The 20,209-nt window shown below is 69.7% G+C and carries 13 protein-coding genes; 6 read left to right on the forward strand and 7 right to left on the reverse strand.

Annotation, left to right across the window (positions count from 1 at the left end; genetic code table 11):
• The first annotated feature begins 3 nt into the window (after positions 1–3).
• Positions 4–861, forward strand: coding sequence for a glutathione S-transferase family protein (locus tag ORI60_RS28335; RefSeq protein WP_266041042.1), 858 nt, complete (start codon positions 4–6; stop codon positions 859–861).
• Between the two features lie 9 nt (positions 862–870).
• On the opposite strand, the gene panB is transcribed toward ORI60_RS28335, so the two are convergent.
• Together panB and ORI60_RS28345 are read right to left on the reverse strand one after the other, a co-directional pair.
• Positions 871–1,725: a 3-methyl-2-oxobutanoate hydroxymethyltransferase gene (gene panB / locus ORI60_RS28340; protein WP_266041043.1), complete on the reverse strand. Its 855-nt coding sequence runs from the start codon at positions 1,723–1,725 to the stop codon at positions 871–873.
• Between the two features lie 138 nt (positions 1,726–1,863).
• Complete coding sequence (locus tag ORI60_RS28345; RefSeq protein ID WP_266041044.1) at positions 1,864–2,703, reverse strand: alpha/beta fold hydrolase; 840 nt, start codon at positions 2,701–2,703, stop codon at positions 1,864–1,866.
• Between ORI60_RS28345 and lysX the strand changes: the two genes are divergently transcribed.
• Positions 2,665–5,967: a bifunctional lysylphosphatidylglycerol synthetase/lysine--tRNA ligase LysX gene (gene lysX / locus ORI60_RS28350; protein WP_266041045.1), complete on the forward strand. Its 3,303-nt coding sequence runs from the start codon at positions 2,665–2,667 to the stop codon at positions 5,965–5,967. The two genes, ORI60_RS28345 and lysX, sit on opposite strands and share 39 nt — an antisense overlap.
• On the opposite strand, the gene ORI60_RS28355 is transcribed toward lysX, so the two are convergent.
• From ORI60_RS28355 to ORI60_RS28365, 3 genes are all read right to left on the reverse strand, one after another.
• Positions 5,961–6,608 (reverse strand): response regulator transcription factor, encoded by a 648-nt coding sequence (locus ORI60_RS28355; RefSeq protein ID WP_266041046.1) that lies wholly within the window; start codon positions 6,606–6,608, stop codon positions 5,961–5,963. The genes lysX and ORI60_RS28355 overlap by 7 nt on opposite strands.
• A 4-nt stretch (positions 6,609–6,612) precedes the next feature.
• The gene (locus ORI60_RS28360; RefSeq protein ID WP_266041047.1) at positions 6,613–7,803 is read right to left on the reverse strand and encodes a sensor histidine kinase; all 1,191 of its coding nucleotides are present in this window, start codon (positions 7,801–7,803) and stop codon (positions 6,613–6,615) included.
• Between the two features lie 71 nt (positions 7,804–7,874).
• Positions 7,875–9,587: an NAD+ synthase gene (locus tag ORI60_RS28365; RefSeq protein WP_266041048.1), complete on the reverse strand. Its 1,713-nt coding sequence runs from the start codon at positions 9,585–9,587 to the stop codon at positions 7,875–7,877.
• A 29-nt stretch (positions 9,588–9,616) separates the two neighbouring features.
• Between ORI60_RS28365 and ORI60_RS28370 the strand changes: the two genes are divergently transcribed.
• The gene (locus tag ORI60_RS28370; protein WP_266041049.1) at positions 9,617–11,179 is read left to right on the forward strand and encodes an alpha/beta hydrolase; all 1,563 of its coding nucleotides are present in this window, start codon (positions 9,617–9,619) and stop codon (positions 11,177–11,179) included.
• Positions 11,179–12,702 carry an alpha/beta hydrolase gene (locus ORI60_RS28375; protein WP_266041050.1) on the forward strand — a complete coding sequence of 508 codons (1,524 nt, stop codon included), beginning with the start codon at positions 11,179–11,181 and terminating at the stop codon, positions 12,700–12,702. Before ORI60_RS28370 ends, ORI60_RS28375 begins: the two co-directional genes overlap by 1 nt.
• On the opposite strand, the gene ORI60_RS28380 is transcribed toward ORI60_RS28375, so the two are convergent.
• Positions 12,657–14,171, reverse strand: coding sequence for an MFS transporter (locus tag ORI60_RS28380; protein ID WP_266041051.1), 1,515 nt, complete (start codon positions 14,169–14,171; stop codon positions 12,657–12,659). The two genes, ORI60_RS28375 and ORI60_RS28380, sit on opposite strands and share 46 nt — an antisense overlap.
• Positions 14,172–14,723 carry an LppX_LprAFG lipoprotein gene (locus ORI60_RS28385; protein ID WP_266041052.1) on the reverse strand — a complete coding sequence of 184 codons (552 nt, stop codon included), beginning with the start codon at positions 14,721–14,723 and terminating at the stop codon, positions 14,172–14,174. It lies immediately after the preceding gene.
• 125 nt (positions 14,724–14,848) lie between these two features.
• Between ORI60_RS28385 and ORI60_RS28390 the strand changes: the two genes are divergently transcribed.
• On the forward strand, positions 14,849–16,192 hold the full coding sequence (locus ORI60_RS28390) for a glutamine synthetase family protein (RefSeq protein ID WP_266041053.1): 1,344 nt from the start codon (positions 14,849–14,851) through the stop codon (positions 16,190–16,192).
• An 18-nt stretch (positions 16,193–16,210) separates the two neighbouring features.
• Entirely contained in the window at positions 16,211–19,741 is a 3,531-nt protein-coding gene (locus ORI60_RS28395; RefSeq protein WP_266041054.1) for an FkbM family methyltransferase, read from the forward strand.
• Positions 19,742–20,209: the final 468 nt, after the last annotated feature.

Consider the following 20,209-nt stretch of genomic DNA (forward strand, 5'->3'; position numbering starts at 1 on the left):
CACATGGCGCAGTTCTCGCAGGAGACCTCCACCACGGGGGCGTTCGTCAGGCAGCCGAACCGCTTCACCGCGCGGCCCGAGCCCGAGCCGGGCCGCTACCGGCTCGTGGTCAGCCTCGCCTGCCCGTGGGCGCACCGCGCGGTCATCGTCCGCAAGCTCCTCGGCCTCGAGGACGCCATCTCGTTGGCTGTCGTCGACCCGATCCGCGACGAGAAGGGCTGGCGGTTCGCCGAGACGGACCCCGTCCTGGGCATCGACTACCTCAAGCAGGCCTACGACAACGCCGACCCGGGCTACGAGGGCCGGGTCACCGTTCCGGCCCTGGTCGACACGACCACGAAGGAGGTCGTCACCAACGACTACCCGCAGATCACGCTGGACTTCAGCCTGCGCTGGCGCCCGGAGAGCACGCTCTACCCGGAACACCTGCGCGAAGAGATCGACGCCTGGATCGAGCCGATCTTCCACAACGTCAACAACGGCGTCTACAAGGCCGGTTTCGCCACGTCACAGGAGGCCTACGAGCAGGCCTACGCGAACCTGTTCGCCGAACTGGACCGCATCGAGGCCCACCTCGCCACCCGCACGCACCTGGTCGGCGAGCAGCTCACCGAGGCCGACATCAGGCTCTGGACCACGCTGGTCAGGTTCGACGCCGTCTACCACGGCCACTTCAAGTGCAACCGGACCAAGCTGACCGAGATGCCGAACCTGTGGGCGTACGCGAAACGGCTCTACGCCCAGTTCGGGGACACGGTGAACTGGGACCACATCAAGCGCCACTACTACGTGACGCACCACGACATCAATCCGACCGGGATCGTGCCGGCGGGCCCAGACCCGGAGGTCTGGACCCGCTAGCGACGGAACTCAGTGGAAGGTGTGCTCGGGGCCGGGGAACTGGTGCCCGCGCACCTCGTTCGCGAACTCGGTGGCCGCGCCCAGCATGACGTTGCCGATGTCCGCGTAGCGCTTGACGAACCGGGGCGCCTTGCCGCGGTTCAGGCCCATCATGTCCTGCCACACCAGCACCTGGGCGTCGGTGTCCGGACCGGCACCGATGCCCACGGTCGGGATGACCAGGTCGTGCGTGATCTGCTTGGCGACCTCGGCGGTCACCATCTCCAGCACGACCGCGAACGCGCCCGCCTCCTGCACCGCGATCGCGTCCTGGAGCACCACGTCGTGGTTCTCGTGACGACCCTGCACGCGGTAGCCGCCGAGCTGGTGCTCGGACTGCGGGGTGAAGCCGATGTGCGCCATGACCGGGATGCCCGCGGCCGTGATCGCGCGGATGTGCGGTGCGAAGTAGGCGCCGCCCTCCAGCTTGACCGCGTGCGCCTGGCCTTCCTTCATGAACCGGACGGCCGTCGCCACGGCCTGCTCCACCGACACCTGGTAGGAGCCGAACGGCAGGTCGGCGACCACGAGAGAGCGCTTGACCGAGCGCGTCACCGCGCGCACGAGCGGTACGAGCTCGTCCACGGTGACCGGCAGCGAGGTGTCGTTGCCGTAGACGGTGTTCGAGGCCGAGTCGCCGACCAGCAGGACGGGGATGCCGGCCTCGTCGAAGATCGAGGCGGTGAAGGTGTCGTACGAGGTGAGCATGGGCCACGGCTCGCCGCGTTCCTTCATCTCACGCAGGTGGTGAACGCGTACCCGCTTGGCCGGGGGCTTCTGGCCCGCTCCGGAGCCGTAGGGCGCGGAAACTTCGGCAGTGGTCATCGTCGACCGTTCCTTTCCTCGAAGCCCACCTGAGTGGGTCCCCGGGCGCTTTGTGCACGGTTGCCGAGAACCAGAGTGGCACCGTTGGCGACAAACGGAATGCAGATGCGGTTACCGTCACATGCCTGGCCCTTCGAATCACTCCTCGGGCAGCCCCTTGAGCGCCTCCCGGACGGCCATCACCACGGCGTCCGGCCGGTCCATCTGGATCATGTGACGACTGCCGGGAACAGGCACGTTGCGGCCCCACGGCACGAGGGCGGCCAACGACCGGTGCTCCGGCCACACCTTCCGCCCGGCCGTGAGCACCAACCACGGCACACGGGGCAACGGCCGGCGCTTGCGCAGCCGTTCGAGCGTCGCCACCTGGCCGGGGTACGACGCGAGCTCCCACAGCACCGCCCGCCCGACGCCGGGGCGCCGGTAGACGAGCTCGACCAGGTCGGAGGGTGCCGGATCGGTCACGCCGAGCGTCGAGACAGCGGTCAGCAGGTTGCGGAACGAGTGCCCGTACCGCTGGGTGATCCGGGCGCCGAGCCAGCGGCTGCCGATGGCCCGCACGCCCTGCGCGATCACCGCCGACACGTCGAACGGGGCTCCCGCGCCCGGCGTCTCGGCGTCCGGGTCGAGCAGGACCACGCCGTCGACCCGGTGCGGCCGCAGCCGCGCGTAGGCCTCGACGTGCATCGACGCCATCGAGTGCCCGACCAGGACCGCCCGCGGCACCCCGCGCAGCACCGCGTCGAGCACGGCCACCTCCCGTGCCAGCGACGGTCCGCGCCGGGCGGGGCCGCTCAACCCCAGTCCCGGCCGGTCGAACACGACCACCCTCGCGTGCGGTGCCAGCAGCCGCACGGTGCGGTCCCAGTCGAACCAGGCCCCGCCCAGGCCCGAGCTGAGCACCACGACCGGCCCCTCGACACGCCCGGAGGCGGCGACATGCACCCTTCCGGCCGAAGACGGGATCATGACGGTCATCGGCTGACCTCGGGAGTGGTAGTGGCACCGGCGTGGAAGTGGAAGACCGCGGGCGCGATCGCGACGATCGTGCAGCTGGCCGGGGTGTTGTCGCTGCTCAGGGTCATTCTGCCCGAGGACGGCTGGTTCACCGACCTCGCCGACGGCATCGGGTACCTCTTCGGTCTGCCGATCGACGGCAACCTGTTCATCGCCATGGTGTTCTTCGTGCTCGGCGCCGCCCTGCGCAGGCACAAGCGCGCGGCGCTGTGGACGCTGCTGCTGTTCCAGGTCATCGGCCTGCTGCTGGTCGGCTTCATCATGGTCATCTTGGCCCTGGCACCTGAAGAAGTCCTGGATCCGGGCGAGGAACCGCACTGGGTTTTCCTCGGTGTCGGCGCCACGACCTCCGTGCTGTTCGTGGTGCTGCTGTTCGTGGTGCGCGAGGCGTTCCCCGCCCGGCTGGCCCGCGGCGCGTGGCGGTGGGCGCTCGCGTCGTTCGTGCTGGGCATGATCGCGCTGATCGCGGTCGGCTGGGGTCTTACCGAGGTCTTCCCCGGCGGGCTGGTCGCGCAGACCGACAAGCTCGCGTGGGCCGCCAACCAGGCGACGGGCGAGGTCGTCCGGCTCGGCCGCCTCGACATCCCCGAGGGCCCGCAGTGGCTGAGCGTGGTGCTGGGCCTGTGCGGCGTGCTGGTCGCGATCTGGGCGATGTACCTGTTCTTCCGCGGCGTCCGCAGCCAGAGCATGATCACCGGCGAGCAGGAGCTCGACGTGCGCCGGCTGCTGGCGGCCGACGGCGAGCCCGACTCCCTGGGGTACTTCGCGACCAGGCGCGACAAGAGCGTGGTGTTCGCCGCGTCCGGCCGGGCGGCCCTGACGTACCGGGTGATCGGCGGCGTGACGCTGGCCTCCGCCGACCCGGTCGGGGACGAGGAGCACTGGCCGGAGGCCGTGCGGGCGTGGCTCGCCGAGGCGCGCACGTACGGCTGGACGCCGGGCGTGCTCGGCGCGTCCGAACGAGGCGCGCAGGTCTACTCCGACGCCGGCCTCAAGGCGCTGGAGATCGGTGACGAGGCGGTCCTGGACGTCCGCCGGTTCGTCCTCGCCGGTCCGGAACGACGAGGGCTGCGCCAGGCGGTGTCCCGCGTCGAACGCGCCGGGTACACCACCCGCGTCCGCCGCCACAGCGAGATCGCGCCGGACGAGATGGCGTCCATCCTGGACCTCGCCGAGGCGTGGCGCGGCGCCGAGACCGAGCGCGGCTTCTCGATGGCGCTGGGGCGCCTGGGAGATCCGAGCGACGGCCGGTGCGTGATGGTGGAGGCATACGACGCGTCGGGTGCGTTGCGCGGCCTGCTGTCGTTCGTGCCGTGGGGCCGCCGGGGCGTGTCGCTCGACCTCATGCGCCGCGACCGCGGGGCGGAGAACGGCCTCAACGAGTACATGGTCGCCCAGCTCGCGTCCGCCGCCGGGCATCTCGGCGTGCAGCGGATCTCGCTGAACTTCGCGATGTTCCGCGCGGTGTTCGAGGAGGGCGAGAAGATCGGCGCCGGACCGGTGCTGCGGGCGTGGCGGCGGGTGCTGTCGCTCGCGTCGCGGTTCTTCCAGCTGGAGTCGCTGTACCGCTCGAACGCCAAGTACCTGCCGGAGTGGGAGCCGAGGTTCCTCTGCTACCAGCGGTCCCGGTCGCTGCCGCGGGTCAGCATCGCCGCCGGTGTCGCCGAGGGTTTCGTGCCGTCGCTGCGGTCGTTGCGCAAGCGCGCGCTGCAGAAGACGGACGTCAGCGACGACTTCGCGGCGCGGGTCGCCGAGATCGACGCGATCCGGGTCGAACCGAAGTCCGTGCGCAGGCCGGAGCAGGTCCGGGTGCGGATCGCGAAGGTCGAACGGCTCCTCTCGCAGGGCGTCGACCCGTATCCGGTCGGGTTCCCGCGCACCGATCTCCTCGCCGGCGCACGCGAGCGCTTCGGCGAGGAGGTCTCGGTCACCGGACGCGTGGTCGCGTTGCGGGAGATGGGCAGGCTCTGCTTCGCGCGGGTGCGGGACTTCAGCGGCGAGATCCAGCTGATGCTGACCGTCGACTCGCTGGGGGACGCCCTGGCGTCGTGGAAGTCGGACGTCGACCTAGGTGACCACGTCGGCGTCACGGGCAAGGTGGTCAAGTCCGACCACGGCGAGATCTCGGTGCTGGCGTCGTCGTGGACGATGACCGCGAAGTGCCTGCACCCGTTGCCGGACAAGCGGAAGGGCTTCACCGACCCGGAGGCCCGCGTCCGCCAGCGCTACCTCGACCTGGTGGTGAACCAGGACTCGGCGCACCTGCTGAAGCTGCGCAGCGACGTCATCCGCAGCGTGCGCGAGTTCCTGCACTCCCAGGAGTACCTCGAGGTCGAGACGCCGATGCTGCAGGCGGTGCACGGCGGCGCGAACGCACGGCCGTTCGTCACCCACATCAACGCCTACGACATGCGGATGTACCTGCGGATCGCGCCGGAGCTGTACCTGAAACGGCTCTGCGTCGCGGGCGTGGACCGGGTCTTCGAGCTGAACCGCAACTTCCGCAACGAGGGCGCGGACGCCACCCACAACCCCGAGTTCACGATGCTGGAGGCCTACCAGTCCTATGCGGACTACCGGGTCATGCTCGACCTGGTGCGCACGCTGGTCCAGCACGCGGCACGCGAGGCGTTCGGGTCCGAGGTCGCGCACCGGCCGGACGGCGTGTTCGACCTCTCGGGCGAGTGGCCGGTGGTTCCCGTCTACACGGCCGTTTCCAGCGCCCTGAACGCGTCGATCACGCCGGACACGCCCGTCGCGGAGCTGCGCACGCTGCTGGGCGCACGGGGCGTGGAGATCAACGAGGACTGGGACCACGGCCAGCTCGTGCAGGAGGCCTACGACTCGTTCGTGGAGGCCTCGACCGTCGGCCCGACCTTCTACATCGACTTCCCGACGTCGGTGTCGCCGCTGACCCGCCAGCACCGCGTCGACCCGCGCCTGGCCGAGCGGTGGGACCTGGTGGCGTTCGGCGCGGAGATCGGCACGGCCTACTCGGAGCTGACCGACCCGCTGGAGCAGCGGCGCCGGCTGGAGGCGCAGTCGCTGAAGGCCGCGTCCGGTGACGTCGAGGCGATGGAGCTGGACGAGGACTTCCTGCGGGCGCTGGAGCACGGCATGCCGCCGACCGGCGGGCTCGGCATGGGCGTCGACCGGTTGCTGATGATGCTGACCGGCACGTCGATCCGGCAGACCGTGCTCTTCCCGTTCGTCCGTCCTCAGTGATCCAGGTAGGCGAGCACGGCCTGGACGCGCCTGTCGCCCGACCCGTCCTCGCTGTTGAGGCCGAGCTTCAGGAACACGTTGCCGATGTGCTTGTGCACCGCTCCCGCGCTGATGACGAGCTTCTCGCCGATGGCGGCGTTCGACAGGCCTTCCGCCATCAGCCCGAGGACCTCGCGCTCCCGCGGTGACAGCACACCGAGCGCGTCGTCCGCCTTGCGCCGCACGAGCAGCTGCGACACCACCTCGGGGTCGAGGGCCGTGCCGCCGTTGGCGACGCGGTGCAGCGAGTCGAGGAAGTCCGCGACCTTGCCGACGCGTTCCTTGAGCAGGTAGCCGACGCCGCCACCCGAGCTGGCGAGCAGTTCGTGCGCGTAGCTCTGCTCGACCCACGCGGACAGGACCAGCACGGCCAGTTTCGGGTGCCTGCGCCGCGCCTCGACGGCTGCTTTCAACCCCTCGTCCGTGAACGTCGGTGGCATCCGCACGTCGACAACGGCGATGTCCGGCTCGTGTTCGGCCACGGCCTTGAGAAAGTCGTCCGGGTTGCCCGCGGCCGCCGCCACGTCGAGACCTTCGTTGCGCAACAACAACGTGAGCCCCTCACGGAGCAGTGCGTCGTCTTCGGCGATCACGATGCGCACGGTTTCACCTCCCCACCGGCAGCACGACGGTGAGCACAGTGGGCCCGCCCTCGGGACTGCTCACGTCCGCACTGCCGTCCAACGCCGCCACCCTGCCGCGAATGCCGTCCAAGCCCGTCCCCTGCTTCTCGTCCGCGCCGCCCTTGCCGTCGTCGTGCACGATGACGGTGAGCTTCTCCTCGATGATGCTCAAGCTGACCCACGCCTGCTCGGCACCGCTGTGCTTGGCCACGTTCGTCAACGCCTCGGCGACCGCGAAGTACGCCGCCGCCTCGACCGCCGCGGGCAGCCGTCCGAGGTGCTCGGCCTGCAACACGCACGGCACCGGGCAGCGTGCCGCCAGCGCCTGGATCGCGCCGTCCAGTCCCAGATCCTCCAGCACGGGCGGGTGGATGCTGCGCACGACGTTGCGGAGCTCCTCCAGCGCGTCGCCCGCTGCGTCCTGCGCGCGCAGCAGCGCCTGCAGCGCGTTGTCCGGGTTCTGCTTGAGCGTGCGTTCCGCGATGCCGAGCATCATGACCACGCCGACCAGCTTGTTCTGCGTGCCGTCGTGCAGGTTCCGCTCGATGCGCCGCAACTCGGCCCCGTGCGCCTGCAACGCCGCCGCCCGCGTGGCCACGACCTCGGCCAGCCGCTTCTCCAGCGACGCCCTGGGCGGCGCCAGCAGCCTCGCGGCCAGCCTCGCGTCGAACTCGGCCAGCCGCGGGAACTGCGAGACGATCAAGGCCAGCACGGCCGCGAGCGGCACGCTGAGCAGCGCCATCGGCCACGAGTCGACGCGGATGCCGAACGAGTTCTCGAACCCGCCGGGAGCCACCCACCAGAACAGCAACACGATCGGCTGCTGCACCAACGCGCCCGCCACCCCGATCGCGAACGACCCGAGGAACGACCCGATCAGGGCGTTCGTGATCAGCCACAGCCCGTCACGCCGGCTCTGCGGGTCGGTCAGCACGCCCTGCGCGCGGTGCAGCCACGGCCCGTCGAGCGGTGGTGGCGACGGCAGCGCGACGCCGGTGAAGCGGGCCAGCCGCCGCCGGTCGAGGTCCACGATCCGCCGGATCCACGGCGCGGTGATGGGCAGCAACGGCAGCAGGACCACGGACAGCAGCAGGATGCCGAGAGCGAGCCACGCCGCGATGGACGTCAACATGCCCGTCGCCAGGTAGGCCAGCGCCGCCCAGATCCGTTTCATGGGGAGAAACGTAGCTGGGCGTCCCGGGCTCGCGCGGTGGAGCAGGCTCTACTCCTCTGGAGGCGGTGGGCTCAGCCCTCGCGCCAGCCGTTCGTGATGGGCAGCCGCCGGTCCCGGCCGAACGCCTTGTTCGAGATCTTGGTGCCCGGCGGGTACTGCCGGCGCTTGTACTCGGCCTTGTCGACCATCCGCAGCACCCGGTCCACGAGCGCCGGCTCGTGCCCGGCGGCCAGCAGGTCGTCGTACCCGCGGTCGCAGTGGACGTAGTCGTCCAGCAGGCGGTCGAGCACCTCGTAGTCCGGCAGCGAGTCGGTGTCGACCTGGCCGGGCCGCAGTTCGGCCGACGGCGGCTTGGAGATCGAGTTCTCCGGGATCGGCGGGGTCTCGCCGCGCTTCTCGGCCTCGGCGTTGCGCCACCGGGCGAGGTCCCAGACCAGCGTCTTCAGCACGTCCTTGATCGGGGCGTAGCCGCCGACGGCGTCGCCGTAGATGGTCGAGTAGCCCACGGCGAGCTCGGACTTGTTGCCCGTCGCGAGCACCAGGTGACCGTGCTGGTTCGACAGCGCCATCAGCAGCATGCCGCGGCAGCGGGCCTGGATGTTCTCCTCGGCGAGGCCGGTCAGCTTCAGCTGCGAGACGTACGTCGACACCATCTCGCCGATCGGCTCGGTGGTGAAGTGCAGGCCGGTCCGCTGCGCCATGTCGGAGGCGTCCGAACGCGAGTGCTCGGACGAGTAGGAGGACGGCATCGAGACGCCGTAGACCGCGTCGGCGCCGAGCGCGTCCACGGCCAGAGAAGCCACCACGGCCGAGTCGATGCCACCGGACAGGCCGAGGACCACGGACCGGAAGCCGTTCTTGTGCACGTAGTCGCGCAGACCGGTCACCAGCGCGTGCCACACCTCTGCCTCGTCGGACAGCGGCTCGAACACGCGTGGCGCGGGCAACGGCTCGTACGCCGGGATCGCGTCCGAGAGGAACACACGGCGCACGTAGAAGTCGCCGATCTGGCCCTGCTCGTACTCGCGGCCGCCCGGCACGTCGAAGTCGACGAACATCAGGTGCTCGACGAACTGCGGCGCCCGCCCGACCAGCTGGCCGTCGGCGGAGACGACGAGCGAGTCGCCGTCGAACACCAGCTCGTCCTGGCCGCCGACCAGGTTGCAGTAGGCGAGGGGAGCGCGGGCCTCGGCGGCGCGGCGCGCGACCAGGGGCAGCCGCTGGTCGTCCTTGTTGCGCTCGTACGGCGAGGCGTTGGGCGAGACCACGACGTCGACGCCGGCGTCACCGAGAGCGGTGATCGGGCCGCCGTCCTGCCACAGGTCCTCGCAGATCACCATGCCGACCTCGACACCGTTGATCCGCACGATGTCGAGCGACGAACCCGGCTTGAAGTAGCGGCGCTCGTCGAACACGCCGTAGTTCGGCAGGTGGTGCTTGCACTGCCGCGCGACGACGCGCCCGCCGTGCAGCACGGCGACGGCGTTGCGCGGGCCGACCGAGTCGTGCTCCAGGTAGCCGACGACCGCGGCGACGTCGCCCAGGCCCGAGGCCTCCAGCGACCCGGCCAGCGCTTCGAGCGCCTCCGCGGACGCCCGCGCGAACGACGTGCGGATCGCCAGGTCCTCGACCGGGTAGCCGGTCAGCACCATCTCGGGGAACACGGCGACGTGCGCGCCGCCCTCACGGGCCTTGCGCGTCCACTCCACGACCAGCGACGCGTTGCCCTGGAGATCACCAACAGTGGCGTTGACCTGGGCCAGCGCGATCCGAAGCTGCGGCATGCCCTCATCATCTCCCATACCATCGGGCTGTGGTCCGTCTCTTGAGCGTGTTGCTCGTCATTCCGCTGCTCGCGTCCTGCACCTCGATCGTCGAAGGGACCGCCAAACCGGGCGTGACCTTGGAAAAGGTCGGTCCGGCGGGCGTCGTCCCGGCCGGTTTGGAGGAGTTCTACGGCCAGCAGCTCGGCTGGGAGAACTGTGAGCCCTACGCCACGACGGGGTCGAGCCGCGACGCGTACGGCAAGAGGCGCGACGTCGAGTGCACGCGCCTGAGGGTTCCCCTCGACTACAGCAAGCCAACCGGCGACACGATCACCATCGGCGTGCTCCGGTACAAGGCCACCGGGCAGAAGATCGGCTCGCTGCTGACCAACCCCGGCGGCCCCGGCGCGTCCGGCATGGCGTCGGCCGCGGGCATGGTCCCGGCCTACCGCAAGACCGAGCTCGCGGCGAAGTTCGACCTCATCGGATTCGACCCGAGGGGCATCGGCGCGAGCGAGCCGGCGGTCAGCTGCCTCACCGGACAGGAGCGCGACGCGGAGCGTTTGGACCTCGACACGGACACAAGTCCGGCCGGAATCGCCCAAACGGAGCAGGAGAACAGGGCGTATGCCGAGAAGTGTGCGGCCGGTACAAAATTCGGGGCGGCAATGCTCGCCAATTTGGGCACGCGGGACGTAGTTAAGGACATGGATGTCCTCCGCTCTGCGCTCGGCGACGCGAAGCTGAGCTACGTCGGGTACTCGTACGGCACCCGCATAGGCACTGAATACGCCGAGACCTTCCCCCAGAACGTGCGCGCGCTCATCCTCGACGGTGCCGTCGACCCGACCCAGGACCAGCTCGCGTCGCTGGTCGCACAGGCGGCCGGCTTCCAGAAGGCGTTCGACGAGTTCGTGAAGTGGTGCCGGACCAAGAAGGAGTGTCCTCTCGACGCCGATGCCAACCTGAGCTTCAGGCAGCTCACCACACCGTTGATCCAGAAGCCGGTCGACGTCGGTGACCGCAAGCTGTCCTACAACGACGCCATCACCGCCGCGATCCAGGCGATGTACTCGGAACAGCTCTGGCCGCTGCTGCTCGACGGCCTGCAGGAGCTGAAGAGCGGCAAGGGCACCACGCTGCTGCGCCTCGCCGACGCCTACTTCGACCGCGACGAGCAGGGCCAGTACTCGACCATCACGGATGCGTTCAACGCGGTGCACTGCGTTGACGACGCACGGCTGACGGACAAGAACGCGCTGCTCGAGACCCAGAAGAAGTACAAGGAGGCGGCACCGTTCCTCGACGACGGCAACCCGGCCGGCGCGGCCCTCGACTCGTGCGCGTTCTGGCCGGCCCCGGTCACCGCGCGCACGGGCCCGCCCAAGGCGGAAGGCATCCCGCCGCTGCTGGTCATCTCCACGACCGGCGACCCGGCCACCCCCTACGAGGCGGGCGTGAACCTGGCCAAAGCGCTCAACTCGCGGTTGCTCACCTACGAAGGCGTCCAGCACACGGTCTTCCTGCAGGGCGACCAGTGCGTGGACAGCGCCGGCGTGAAGTACCTGATCGACCAGACGTTGCCCGCTGACGGAACCCGGTGCGCCTAATGACGAAGAGGCGATCCCGAGTCACCGCGGCCTTGTTCGCCTTGATCGTTCTGCTCGGCACGTCCACGTCCTACGCGCGCATCGACGGCTCACCCGTCGCCGCGCGCAAGGGTCTGGCGCGCTTCTACGAGCAGACGCTGGCGTGGGGTGCGTGCCAGCCCTACGCGACCGACGCGAAGAGCAAGGGCCTGTACGAGCGCGAGGGCATCCAGTGCGCTCGGCTGTACGTTCCGCTCAACTACGAGAACCCGGACGCGGGGACGATCACCGTCGGACTGCTGCGCCGACCGGCCACCGAGAAGGACCGCAGGGTCGGCTCGCTCGTCGTGAACCCCGGCGGTCCAGGTGGTTCGGGCATGTCGCACGTCGCGAACATGCAGCCGGGCAACCCGGTCGGCAAGCGGTTCGACGTCGTGGGCTTCGACCCGCGCGGTGTGGGGGCGAGCCAGCCCCGCGTCCAGTGCCTGACCGACGCCGAACGCGACGCGCAACGGCTGCGGCCCAAGGGCGAGAGCGCGAACCTGACCGAACAGGAGAACAAGTTCTTCGTCGACCGCTGTGCCGAGCGCAGCGGCATCGACCTGCTGCGCAACGTCGGTACCCGTGACGTCGTGCGCGACGTCGACGTGCTGCGCGGCGCGTTGCGGGAGAGCAAGCTGACCTACCTCGGCTACTCCTACGGCACGCGCATCGGCACGTTGTACGCCGAGATGTTCCCTCGCAACGTGCGCGCGATGGTGCTCGACGGCGCGGTGGAGGTCAACGCGGACAAGGTGGCCGCGTCCGCCCGTCAGGCACAGGGCTTCGAGGAGTCGTTCCAGCGGTTCGCGGGCTGGTGCGCGCAACGCGACTGTCCCATCGGAAGGGACACGAGCACGGCGGAGTCCAGGTTCCGGCAGATGATCGAGCCGCTCAAGAAGACCCCGCTGCAGGTCGGCGACCGCAAGCTGTCCCACTCGGACGCCAACACGGCCATCATCCAGGCGATGTACACGGACCGGCTGTGGGAGACCGCGCTGAAGGGTCTCCAGGAGTTGCGGCAGAACAAGGGCACGACCCTGCTGCAGCTCGCCGACCAGTACCTCGGCCGCGCCCAGGACGGCACCTACAGCCGCATCCAGGACGCGTTCGTGGCCATCCGCTGCGTCGACGAACCGCCGATCAAGGACCGGGCCACCCTGGAGTCCAACCGTCGGAGGCTGTTGGAACTGCTGGGCAACGACACGATCCCCACCGACGAGACCGCGCTCGGCCCGTGCGCGTTCTGGCCGGCCCCGCACACGTCGGAACCGCATCCGCCCAACGTGAGCGGACTGCCGCAGGTGCTGGTGGTGTCGACGACCGGTGACCCTGCGACGCCCTACCAGTCCGGCGTGGACCTCGCACAGGCACTAGGGGCGCGTTTGCTGACGTACAACGGAAACCAGCACACGGCGTTCCTCGCGGGCATCGGTTGCGTGGACGCCGTGGGCACGAACTACCTGGTGGACCTGAGGTTGCCCGAGACAGACGCGGTCTGCTGACGTCTCCCGGGCAGGAGGACCGATCCCAGCGCTCCCAGCGCGCAGATCACCGCCGTGATCAGGAAGATCTCGTGGTACTCGGTGAGCAGCGCCTCGGTGAGCCCGCGCTGGTACTCGGCCATCTGCCGCTGGAACTCAGCGGGTTCGACGCCGAACGGCAGCGGCGTGTTCAGGCCTGCCGTGAGCTCGCGGAACCGGTGGAGTCCCCACGCGGACAACGCCGCCACACCGACGAGCATGCCCGTCATGCGCGCGACGACGACGAACGCCGACGCCACGCCGTGCCGGACGGGCGGCACCACACGCAGCACAGCACCGGACAACGGCGCGATGACCAGGCCCAGCCCGAAACCGGCGATGGCCAGGTCACGCGTGAGCACGAGCCCGGTGACGTCAGCGGGCCATTGCGCGATGAACACGTACGACACCGATGCCATCGCGAGCCCGCCGAACGACACCCAGCGGTCGCCGAGCCGTGACGCGAGGAACCCGCCCAGGACGGCGCCGACCGGCAACGCGACCAGGAACCGGGTCAGCAGCGTCGCCGCGGACGCCGAGTCGCGCCGCAGCACGGTCTGCGCGAACAGCTCCACGTCGACCAGCGTCACCATCAACGCGGCACCGGCTGCCAGCGACACCCCGAGCACGGCCCAGAACGGCCGCCACTGCACACCCTCGGGGTCGATGAGCCGCACGGCACTACGGCGTTCCCACAGGAAGAAGCCGCCCAGCACGACGAACGCCGCGATGAGCGTCGGCCAGCCCCACGACGGCAGCACGGACTCGGCGGGCGTCGGGTTGTAGAGCGCCACGACCAGCAACGACAACGCTGCCGCCAGCAACACCCCGCCCACGGCGTCGATGCGCACCTCGCGCCGTGTGTTCGGCACGGTCCGCTGCACGACCACCATCGCGATGACCGCCAACGGGATGTTCACCCAGAAAATCCACCGCCAGCTCTGCGGCTCCCACGCCTCGAACAACGGCCACGCGTTGAACAGCGAGGCCACCGCGATGCCGTACAACGTGCCGAGGACGGACCCCAGTTCTTGAGCGGCACCGACGGCCCCGAGAGCGGCCGACCGCCGTTGCTCCTCCCACAGGTCCGCCACCAGCGCCATCGTCACCGGCAGCAGCGCGCCCCCGGCCAGGCCCTGCACGACACGCCCGAGCACGAGCAACGGCACGTCCGCGGCCAGGGCTGTGATCACCGAGCCCACCAGGAACCCGAGCAGTGAGACCTGCAGCACGAACCGGCGCCCGAGCCGGTCCGACAGCTGCCCGAGCAACGGCATGCCCGCCACGTACCCGAGCAGGTACCCGGTGACGATCGGCGTCGCCTGCTCCAGCTCGTTCACCGCGATGCCCAGGTCACGCACCATGTCCGTCAGGACACCGACGACGACGTACGCGTCGAGCGCCCCCAGCAGCACGGCCGCGCCGGACGCGGCGAGAGCGACCTTCCTCATCTACGCGGGCGCCGTGACCGTGACGGGCTTGTCGAAGTCCGCGAGGCCGATGTCGACCTTCTGACCACCGGGGAGCTCGAACAACGCGCTCTTGAGCTTGTTGTCCTTGTCGATCGAGAACGTCGCCTTCACGTCCGCGGAGATGCCCGGCACCAGTCCGGCCGCCACGTCCTTCGGCACCGTCGCCTCGACCACCGACACGTCACCGGACGACTTGGTCTTCGCGTCCTTCGAGCTGGACAGGACCTTCGCGACGCCCTTGTCCGGGTTCAGGATGGCCGAGGGGTCGTACACCTGCCCCGCGAACGCCGCCGGCAGCTTCGTGAACCCGCCGGTCGGGCCCTTGAAGTGCAGATTTCCGCCGGTCAGGACGTACTCGACGGCCAGCAGCTGCCCGCCGAAAGTCACCTTCGCGGTGCCCTTCGAGTCACCGGCCGAGGTGAGGTCGCCGTCGGCCTCCTTCACCGGCACATCCGGCAGCTCGCCGTCGACCTTGATGGTGAAGTGGACGGTCTTGACCGACTTCATCGACTCGGCCGATTTCGAGAGCAAGGTCGCACCATCGGGGAGATCTCCCCCGGACGTGCAGCTCGTGAGCAGGGCGAGTGCGCAAACCAACAACCAACGTGCCGACATGCGTTGATCGTAGAGACTCAGTAGCCCTTAAGCTGCCGCATATGGACCGCCAGCAGGAGTTCGTGCTCCGCACGCTAGAGGAACGCGACATCCGGTTCGTCCGGCTCTGGTTCACGGACGTCCTGGGCTTCTTGAAGTCCGTGGCGGTCGCACCGGCCGAGCTCGAGGGCGCCTTCAGCGAGGGCATCGGGTTCGACGGCTCGGCGATCGAGGGCTTCGCCCGCGTCTACGAGTCGGACATGGTCGCGAAGCCGGACCCCGGCACGTTCCAGGTGCTGCCGTGGCAGACGCCGGAGGGCACCAACTACTCCGCGCGCATGTTCTGCGACATCACCATGCCGGACGGCTCCCCGTCGTGGGCCGACCCGCGCCACGTGCTGCGCCGCACGCTGTCGAAGGCCAGCGAGGCCGGGTTCACCTGCTACGTCCACCCCGAGATCGAGTTCTTCCTGCTCAAGGACCTGCCCGGCGACGGCAGCGAGCCGATCCCCGCGGACAACGGCGGGTTCTTCGACCAGACCTCGCACGAGACCGCCACGCACTTCCGCCGCCACGCCATCGAGGCGCTGGAGGCCATGGGCATCTCCGTCGAGTTCAGCCACCACGAGGGCGCGCCCGGCCAGCAGGAGATCGACCTGCGCTACGCCGACGCGCTGACCATGGCGGACAACGTCATGACGTTCCGCTACGTGGTGAAGGAGGTCGCGATCACGCAACGCGTGCGCGCCTCGTTCATGCCCAAGCCGTTCTCCGACCAGCCGGGGTCGGGCATGCACACGCACTTCTCCCTGTTCGAGGGCGACCGCAACGCGTTCTACGACGAGGAAGACCCGTACCAGCTCTCCGACATCGGCAAGCAGTTCGTCGCGGGCATCCTCAAGCACGCGCGTGAGATCTCCGGCGTCACGAACCAATGGGTGAACTCGTACAAGCGCCTGATCGTCGGCGGTGAGGCCCCCACGGCCGTGTGCTGGGGCCACGCGAACCGCTCCGCACTGGTCCGCGTGCCGATGTACTCGCCCGGCAAGTCGTCCTCGCGCCGCGTCGAGGTCCGTTCGCTGGACTCCGCGTGCAACCCGTACCTGGCGTACTCGGTGATCCTGGCCGCCGGCCTGCGGGGCATCGAGAAGGGCTACGAACTGCCGCCGCCCGCCGAGGACGACGTGTGGTCGCTGACGGACCGCGAACGCCGCGCGGCGGGGTACGCGAACCTGCCGCAGAACCTCGGCGAGGCGCTCACCGAGATGGAGAACTCGGAGCTGCTCCCCGAGGCCCTGGGCGAGCACGTCTACGACTTCTTCCTGCGCAACAAGAGGACGGAGTGGGACGCGTACCGTCGTAGCGTCACCCCGTACGAGTTGCGCACACTTCTCCCCATGCTGTGAGGCAGATACGTGCTCTCCGTGACTGAGGTACCCGAGTTCCAGCCGACGATCTGCGCGTGCACCGTTGCCACGGCGGCGGAGCTGCCCGCGGTCAAGGTCCTGTCCAGCTCGTTCCTCGCGGAGCACCCCGAGGGCCGGTTCGTCGCGCTGGTCGTCGACGCGCAGCCGGCGCACGCGGGTCCGGGGCTCATGACGCCGCTGGACATCGGCATTCCCGAGGCCGAGCTGCACGTGCTCGCGACGTCGCTCGACGCCGCCGGCCTCAAGGCCGCGATGGTCCCGCGGCTGCTGGAGGCGTTGCTGCCGCAGGGCATGCCCGTGCTCTACCTCGACCCGTGGGTGCAGGTGTTCGGCTCGCTCACCAAGGTCGTGCTGGAGGCGTTGCGCACCGCGCCGGTCGTGATGCTGCCGCGCACGTTGCGGCCTCTGCCGTCCGACGGCCTGCAGCCCGGCCCCGCCGACCTGCACGACCAGGGCGCCTTCGACCCCGGGTTCATCGCCGTCGGCCCGGGCTCCGAGCCCTACCTGACCTCTTTGGACATGCCGGCGATCGTGCCGCACCACGTCGTGCGCGACGCACGGATCGGTCTGTCCGTGTGGAACGTCGCGGACCGGCCGTTGCACCGCACCGAGTCCGGGTCGCTGGCCGTGGTCGGCCAGGACCTGCTGACCGTGCACTTCCGCGGGTTCGACCCGCGCCGGCCGTGGTTGCTGTCCGCCGATTTCGCCGAACGTCCCCGTGTGCTGCTCTCGGAACACGCCGAGGTCGCCGAGCTCTGCCAGTCCTACCGCGCCGAACTGGTGCGCAACGGCTGGTCCGTGGCACCCGTGCCGTACCGGTTCGACTCCCTGATCGACGGGACGCAGATCCCGTCCGAGCTGCGCGCCGACTACCGGGCCTGCGAGCCGACACCACCACCGGCGTTCGGCGAGGACGGCGGCGGCGGGTTCCTCCTGTGGGCGTGCGAGCCGACCGAGACCGGTGGCACGCGGTGGGCCGACGCCGTGTGGCGCGCGGACACCTCGCTGCAACAGCAGTTCCCGGCGCCCTTCGGCGCGGACGCGGACGCCTGGCGCGAGTGGTGCGCCGGAGTCGGCGTCGCCTCCGGGCGGTTGCCCGCGCCCGCCGTGCCGCAGCCCCGCTCGGAGGGTCCGGCGCTGCTCGACCAGCTCGGCGTGTCCGTCATCGGCTCAGGCCCGCTGGCCGAACGGATGCTCGCCGCCGCGCGGGCGTCCGGGCTGCCGGTCTCGGCCGCCGCCGGCTATCCCGTCGTGGTGCGCGCCTCTTCCTCGGAGGAGGTGCCCTCCGGGCGGTTCGTCGTCGACGTCACGCTGGACGCCACCGCCGCGGACGACCGCACGGGCGTGAACGAGCTCTGGCTCTCGTCCGAGGCGTCGCGCGCCGCCGCCGAACGCATCGGCGGGCCCATCGTGCGCGTGGTGCCCGTACCCGTGCCCGACGTCGGTGCGCGTGATCACGAGTCCGGTGACGTGGTGGTGTTCGCGGCGATCGCCGACCACGAGCTCGACAGACCCGGCAACGTGCTCGGCGCCGTGTCCGCGTTCCTCACGGCGTTCCCGGACCGGACGGACGTCGAGCTCAAGATCGCGGTGTCCGGGGCGTTCGAACACCCGGAGGCGGCCGAGCGGCTGCGCCTCGCCACGTCCTCCGACCCGCGGATCTCGCTGGTGGACGACCTCGACGTGGCCGCGACCGCCGACGCCGTGGTGTCGCTGCACCGCGGCGGGGCCGACGACCGGATCGCGCTGCGCCTGGCCGAGCTCGCCGTGCGGGGAGTCCCCGTCGTCGCGTCCGACCACGGCGCCGTTGCCGAGCTCTTCGGCAAGACCGCTGTCCTCGTGCCGTGCCACCAAGGCGCCGAACCGGACGTGCAGGCCGCCGCGAAGCTGCTGCGTTCGTTGGCCGACGACCTGCCCACGGCCGCGGCGCTCGGTGCCGCCGGCCGTCAGCACGTGCTGTCCGTGCGATCGGTCGCGCGAGTCGCCGAAGTCCTCCGCGAACGCGTCGAGCACGCGTACCGCGGCTGGCGGGCGCGCCGGCCGAAGCAGAAGACCGAGGTCGACCCGATGCTCGCGCTGCAGTCGGCCAAGCACGCGTTACTGCGGCAACCGACCGTGGACGGCCCTCACCGGACGCCGATGGCACCCGCGCTGCGCAAGGTCGTGCTGCGCGCGCTGGACCACTACGACAACCACATGCGCCAGGTGCTGCACACCCTGATCGACGGGGTCGAGCGCACGGTGTCCGAGCTGGTCAACCGGCAGGACGCGCTGAAGGCCGGCGTCGGTGCCGGTGAACTGGAGCTCCTCCGCGCCGAGATCGAGCAGGTCGCGCAACGGCAGACGCACTTCGTCGACCAGTTGGTCGGCGTCGACGACGGAGTCGTGCGCGTGCGCGCCGACATGGCAGGTCAGGGCCGCCGGCAGCGCGACGTCGAGGACGCCGTCGTCGCCGAGGCGGCCAAGCGCGCGAAGTCGGACGAGGTGCTCGCCGAGCGGATCGACAAGCTGACCGTGGCGCTCGACCGCACGCTGGACCGGATCGACACCCTGGAGTCCAAGGTCGTCGAGGTCTTCCGCGAGCGCGACTCACGGCTGGATGCCGCACTGCGCACCGCTCACCAGGCACAACAGACCGCGGACGCGTTGCGGCGCGTGGTCGTCCGTCAGCACGAGAACGCCGGTGACGCGCCCGCGGTGCGTTCGTCGCTGGTGTTGTGCGACGCCGGCATGATGCGGCTGCCCTCCGACGACGCGTTCATGCTCCCGCTGTTGTCGTCCAACGGCGTGTGGGAACCGGACCTCGCGGAACTGCTCGACTCCGTGCTGGAGCCGGACGGGATCTTCCTCGACGTCGGCGCGTACGTCGGCTACCACTCGATCCGGGTGTTGTCGCGGCTCGGGCTGATGGGCGCCGTTGTCGCCGTGGAACCGGATGCCTCCGCGGCCGCGCTGCTGAAGCACAACGTCTCGGCGAACCTGCCCGCCGCCGTCGCCGAGCGGATGACCGTCATCGAGGGCGCGGCCTGGGAGAGCGCGGGCGAACTGGCGGTGTCGCCGACGCTGACCGGTGGCGTGTCGGTCTCGCCGTTGCCCGCCGATGCTTCCGACGAGGTCGCGCGCGTGAAGGCGGTGCGCCTGGACAAGACGCTCGAAGAGATCGCCTTGGTGCAGGGCATGAAGCTTTCCGTCGTACGGGTCGACACGCCTGGACGCGGGCATCGCGCTCTCGCGGGACTCGTCCGGCTGTTGCGTCGCGACAGGCCGCACGTGTTCCTCGAGTTCTCCGCGACCGCGACAGCGGACTTCGGTGACGATCCGGTGACGGTGCTCAAGGAGTTCGGCGTCTGGGGCTACGACCTGGTGCCGGTGGCGACCCGTCAGCCCGCGGCGCCGGACCAGATCGTGCGGGCGATGGAGGGACTCCGGTCCATCACCTTGTGGCTGAGACCGCGTCCTGTCGGGGCCAAGCCGGCTGCTCCGTCGCCGTCCGTGCCGATCAAGCAGCCCGCTGACCAGGCGATTTGACATCGATCGTCCCCGTGAGTAACTTTCTCCAGGTCGCAAGCGAGACCACGGAACGAGCGGTTGACACCGCGGAACGGGCCGGGTAGAGTCTCACGGCGTCAAACCCCCAGAATTAAATGAACGGCCTAACGTGCTGTCCGGGATCTGAAAATGACCCCGATTTGACACCGGGAAAGCCACTCAGATAACTTCTGAACCAAGCAAAAAACTGAATGCGAAGCGAGTTTGCGCCGCACCGAAGAAGCCGAAACGGCCGATTTGACAAAGCGAAAACGAACGAGCTAAGCTTTCAACACAAGCCCCGAGAGAAAGTCTCCGGAAACGGAGATTGGAACCGGTGAGCGCGTGTTCTTTGAGAACTCAACAGCGTGCCGAAACACAGCCAGTAATATATGAATTACCTCCTCGTCGAGGTAGTTCCTTTGAGGCAAGACTAGATTGATGCCAGACATATTCCGTCTGGAGCGA

This window comes from Lentzea sp. NEAU-D7 (assembly GCF_026242055.1).
Classification (GTDB): domain Bacteria; phylum Actinomycetota; class Actinomycetes; order Mycobacteriales; family Pseudonocardiaceae; genus Lentzea.